We start from the raw sequence: 5,703 nt of genomic DNA on the forward strand, positions 1-5,703 counted from the left end.
CAAAGAGCCTCTTTTTGTTTTATAATTTATTTAAGAAACCGAAAACTTTGAATAAAAATAAAAATTTAAAATTAATTAAACAAATGGCCAGTAATTGTATATTTTTTAAATAAGTATGGTATAATTTGATTAGATAATCAAATGTTTTCTAATCGTAAAGGAGGTTATTATGAAGCATAAATTGTCTAGATGTTTAACATTTTTTTTAATGTTTTTGCTAATAGGATTATCAATAGTTAAATTAGCAAAAACAGTTCAAGCAGATTCGGTGACGGATTATAATCTTGATACTAAGATTATTCATGAGAGATCTGGTCTTGAATTGAGTGATGATGTGGAAGTTATTGCTGGGGAACGTTTAATCGCAACTTATCAATTAACTTTTCCAGATAGTCAGAGTATCTCTGAGAATGATCAATTGATTTTAGATATTCCTAGAGAGCTTAGATTGATTACGAATTTGACCTTTGACGTTACAAATAGTAAGGGCACGAAGGTTGGTATTGCTCAAACAGATCCTAGTACAGGAAAAGTTACGGTAACTTTCACAGATTATTTTGCTAAGAGACCTGAGAATAAAGAGCTTTCTTTACAGTTTAATTTAACTATTAATCGAGAAGTCATTAAGGAGAGTCAACCAGTTACTGTTACCATTGGTCATAAGACTTATAGTTTCAAGTACAAACAAGATAGTGGCGAAGCAGGCGACTATGAGATGAAATACGGTTATCAAGATGATACAGATCCAAGTATTATTAAGTGGCGTATTCTCCTGAATGCGAATCAAGATATGATTCGTGGGATGACAATTACGGATACTTTTGGGGATGGACAAACCTTAATTCCTGAGAGTTTTCGTGCAGTTCGTTATGAAACACAACCAACAAAAATTCGTAACGAAGCTCATATTCTCACGTTAGAGCCATCAGATAACTTTTCAAACAAGGCAGTATTCACTAAAAATGCTCAAGGAGGAATCACAGGCTTTACGATTCCATTTGGAGATAACTATCATTGGGCAATGTATATTGAATACTCTACTAAATTACCAGATGGAGTTCCTGCAGGTTCATTAGTATCGAATAATTTAGCATGGTCTGCAACAAATTTTAAAACACGTAGTATGGTACGTGAAGTCCGTCTAGAGTCAGGATCAGGTTTTGGTAACGCAGAAAAATCAGAATCAGTTATCTTAAAGGTCCACAAAACTTTAAAAGGGAAAACACTAGAAAAAGATCAGTTTAACTTTGCACTTTATGATGCTGCAAACCCTAGTGAACCTCTTCAAATTGTAAAAAATGCTGAAGATGGAAGTGTAACCTTCAATGCTATTAAGTATAAAAAAGAAGGAGTTTACAACTATATCATTCGTGAAGTTATTCCTGAAAGCACTAATAATTACGATTATGATAGTCATGAACTAAAGGTTACTGTAACAGTAACGGATGATGATGGTATCAAAATGGGAACAGTGTCTTACGGTGAAGAGGAAACTACATTTACCAATACTTATCGAGGAACTACAAGTATAAAAGGTAAGAAAATTTGGAATGATACAGATAACAAAGCTGGCATTCGTCCAGATGCTATAACTGTTCGTCTTTTAGCTAACGGTAAAGAAGTAGCAAGTAAATCTGTTAAATCAGAAGATAATTGGAACTTTACATTTGATCATCTACCTGAAAATGATGCTGAAGGAAATGCAATTGTTTATACTGTAGCAGAAGACAAAGTTGAGGGGTATACGACAGAAATAGATCAGACAAACTACATCATCACTAATACACATGTCCCTAATATTCCTGATACTCCTGAAGTGACAGAATTAAAAGTCAGCAAGATTTGGGAGGATGCTGATAATGAAGCAGGAAAACGCCCAAATAGCATTAAGGTACAACTCTATGCTGATGGAAGTAAAGTAGGGCAAGAAGTTATTTTGAACGAAGATAATAATTGGATTCATACTTTTACAAATCTTCCGAAATATTTAGCAGGGAAAATGATTAGCTATACAATTAGTGAAGTCAATGTTCCTGAGGGATATGTATCAAAAATAGTTCGAGATAATGAAACGAACCTAGTTTTGATTAATACCTATCAACCACCAGTACCTCCGGGTCCAGTAACGCCTCCAGGCCCAGTAACACCTCCAGGTCCAGTAACACCTCCAGGTCCAGTAACGCCTCCAGGTCCAGTAACGCCTCCAGGCCCAGTAACGCCTCCAGGTCCAGTAACACCTCCAGGCCCAGTAACACCTCCAGCACCAGTAACATCATCAACGCCTGAAAAGAAAAAGGCTAATGAGTTACCGAAAACAGGTGAACAGAAAACTACAGTTTTAATCGTTTTAGGAGTAGCGCTTGGTTTAGTTGGATTGAGTTTGGTTGCTAAACGTAAAAAATAATATAAGAAAAAGAAACATTTTCCAAAATATAATCAGGAAGTGTTTCGGATATAAGATTTATGAGAGGACGTCAAACTCCTCTCTTTTTTGGTGTAAGTAGACCTATCAATTGATTTCTTTAGTATATTTATATTTTCAATAAAAATAAACCGTTTTCACTTGACAAAAATTGGTCTATACCATATAATAAAATAAAGAATATGGAGGACAAAATTATGAAAGTTATTCAAGTGGAAAATCAAATTGAAGGTGGAAAAGTTGCTTTTGATATCTTAAAAGAAAAATTGGAAAACGGTGCACAAACATTGGGACTTGCAACAGGAAGCAGTCCTTTGGAATTTTACCAACAAATCGTTGAGAGCGATCTTGATTTTTCAAATCTTACAAGTGTGAACTTGGATGAGTACGTAGGTCTTGATGGGGACAATCCTCAATCATACCGTTACTTTATGCAAGAAAATTTATTCAACAAGAAACCATTTAAAGAAAGTTTCTTGCCACGTGGTGTCAAGGATAATGCAGAAGCAGAAGTAGAACGCTACAACCAAATTCTTGCTGACCATCCAGTTGACCTACAAATCTTAGGAATTGGTCGTAATGGACACATTGGATTTAACGAGCCAGGGACTCCATTTGATAGCCAAACACATCTTGTAGAGCTTGACCAGTCTACTATCGAAGCTAACGCACGTTTCTTTGATAAGATTGAAGATGTTCCAACACAAGCTATTTCTATGGGAATTAAAAACATTTTGGACGCTAAGTCTATCCTTCTCTTTGCTTATGGTGAATCAAAAGCCGAAGCTATCGCTGGAACTGTTGAAGGTCCTGTGACAGAAAGTCTTCCAGCAAGTAGCCTGCAAAACCATCCAGATGTGACCATTATCGCCGATGCAGCAGCACTCAGCTTGTTAAAGAAATAAGATTTTAATCATTAAAGACCATTCGATCCTATGGATTGGGTGGTTTTTTGGTCTGGATATGTTCAAAAAATGAATACAGTTTGTCTGAAAGTGGTACAATAATTTTAATAGAGGAGTGAGTGATAGATTTTCCCTTGAAAAGAAGAATATATAATTCTCATTTTTTAAAAATTAAATGGAATGATTTGGGAGAATTTCATTTTTTTCTTGACAATTTTCTTCATTCCGTGTAAAATAGAATAGATCTTGAACTTGAAGGGAGTGAAAAAAATGTCTAAAACAGTAGTACGTAAGAATGAATCTCTTGACGATGCTCTTCGTCGTTTCAAACGTGCAGTTACTAAAGCTGGTACTCTTCAAGAAACACGCAAACGTGAATTCTATGAAAAACCTTCTGTAAAACGTAAACGTAAATCAGAAGCAGCTCGTAAACGTAAAAAATTCTAATTAATAAGAAAGGCTAGACTTGTCTAGTCTTTTTTGTTAGCTTCTAAGAGTGAAATCTCAGAGAGGATAGTTAATTCAGTGTTAAATAGATATAATGATATTAATTATAGCTGATTTTTTAAGATAGTGTTAAAAGATTAGAGTCAAGAAAGTATTTTTGCAGAGAAGGTTATAAACAAGCAGATAGAAGTCTAGGGAAAAATTATCAGAAACAGTTACTGAAGAAAAGCTATAGAGTACTATGATTATAGATAAAAGAGTACGAAAGTTCATCTTTCATATTTAAATACTATTGCAGAAAGAAGTCATTTTGGGTAGTAAAAATGACAGTTTACATTTTTACACCCCTTTTTCATGTTTTTTTGGTATAATTATATATATTAGTAGAAAATTTGAGAGGCTTTATCATGAAAAAAACAAAAGTTGCAGTCGCTTTAGGAGCATTTTTGTTTCTTAGTGTCAGCGCAAGAGTTGAGGCGGACACAAGTTCGCAGTCTGACGTGAATCGGATTCATTTCATTAATACCAAAGGAAGTCCAGGTACAGATGCCATTTTGCTTGAAAGTAATGGGCATTATGCGCTGATAGATATGGGTGAAGACTATGACTTTCCAGATGGGAGCGATCCCCTTTATCCATTAAGATCGGGGATTATTACGTCAAATTTCTACGCAATTGAAGATCGACTTTTCCGTCATCTTGACCATGTAGGTGTTCAGAAGTTGGACTTTATGCTTGGAACTCATGTTCATAGTGACCATATCGGTGGAGCTGATGAAGTTCTAAAAAAATATAAGGTTGATAAATTTTATCTAAAAAGATATTCGGATGATCGAATTGCCACTCAATGGGGCTTGTGGGATAACCTTTTCAACTATAATAATGCTCTGAATGCCGCTAGAAAATATGGAGTCAATCTTATCCAAGATATCTCTGATAATGATAGTCATTTCAAATTGGGGGATATGGATATTCAGTTGTATAACTACAAGAATGAATACGGTCCAGATGGAAAATTAAAGAAAGTATACGATGACAACCCCAATTCGATTGTTGCTGTAGTTACAGTAAATGGAAAGAAAATTTATCTAGGTGGGGATCTTGATAATGTTTATGGAGCTGAAGATCGCTTAGGACCACAAATTGGGAAAGTCGATTTGATGAAATGGAACCATCACCTCGATGGAAAAGTTTCAAACAGCATTAATTTCCTCAATAACCTCTCTCCATCTATCGTTGTGCAAACAACAGGTTTGGATATCAATGTTCAAGCAACAAGAGATAAATTGAAAGAGATGAATGTTCAAGTCGTTCATGCTTCAAGTGATAAAAAAGATGCTACTGTCTTTGATATAAAAACAGATGGCATTAATAATATTTCTCAAGACTACCCAGATATTCCGAATACTACTGCACGTTGGATTACTGAAGATGGATATAAGAAATATTATTTCGCTGATGATCAGATGGCAACTGGTTGGCATACAATTGATGGTGCGAAATACTTCTTCAATGGTAAAGGACATCTGCAACAAGATAAATGGCTTCAAGATTTTGATGATGAAGGTACTCTTAAATCTTTATATATGGATAAAGATGGGAAGTTACAAACTTCTAAATGGCTTCAAATCGACAAGCATTGGTATTATGTAGATTCTAAAGGATATCGAAAAGAGTCCGAGTTAGCAATCATTGACGGTAAGACCTACTACTTTGACGAAAAAGGGATTATGCAAACTGGTACCAGAACAGTGAATGGAGCAACTCTGGTCTTTGATGATACAGGTGCGCTTTCAAATGAAGTAAGAGCATCATCCTGGAATAAAATTGGTAATAAATGGTATTACCTAGATGAAAATAAAAAAATGACCATTGGTTTCAAAGAAATTGACGGAAAGTTGTACTATTTCAATGAAGCCGGAGAAATGG

The 5,703-nt window shown here is 35.0% G+C and carries 4 protein-coding genes; all 4 read left to right on the plus strand.

The window, feature by feature from the left end; genetic code table 11:
* The first annotated feature begins 169 nt into the window (after positions 1–169).
* Positions 170–2,404, plus strand: a complete 2,235-nt coding sequence (locus SINDD18_RS04645) for a Cna B-type domain-containing protein (protein ID WP_061863277.1) — start codon at positions 170–172, stop codon at positions 2,402–2,404.
* A gap of 215 nt (positions 2,405–2,619) precedes the next feature.
* Positions 2,620–3,327 (plus strand): glucosamine-6-phosphate deaminase, encoded by a 708-nt coding sequence (locus SINDD18_RS04650; RefSeq protein ID WP_061863278.1) that lies wholly within the window; start codon positions 2,620–2,622, stop codon positions 3,325–3,327.
* Between the two features lie 270 nt (positions 3,328–3,597).
* A complete protein-coding gene (gene rpsU / locus SINDD18_RS04655) occupies positions 3,598–3,774 on the plus strand; it encodes a 30S ribosomal protein S21 (RefSeq protein WP_000048054.1) in 177 nt (58 codons plus the stop codon).
* 407 nt (positions 3,775–4,181) lie between these two features.
* Positions 4,182–5,703, plus strand: a 1,522-nt coding sequence (locus tag SINDD18_RS04660) for an MBL fold metallo-hydrolase (RefSeq protein WP_153014422.1), incomplete at its 3' end; no start/stop codon positions are given.

The sequence above is a fragment of the Streptococcus infantis genome, assembly GCF_001579645.1.
GTDB classification, from domain to species: Bacteria; Bacillota; Bacilli; order Lactobacillales; family Streptococcaceae; genus Streptococcus; species Streptococcus infantis_E.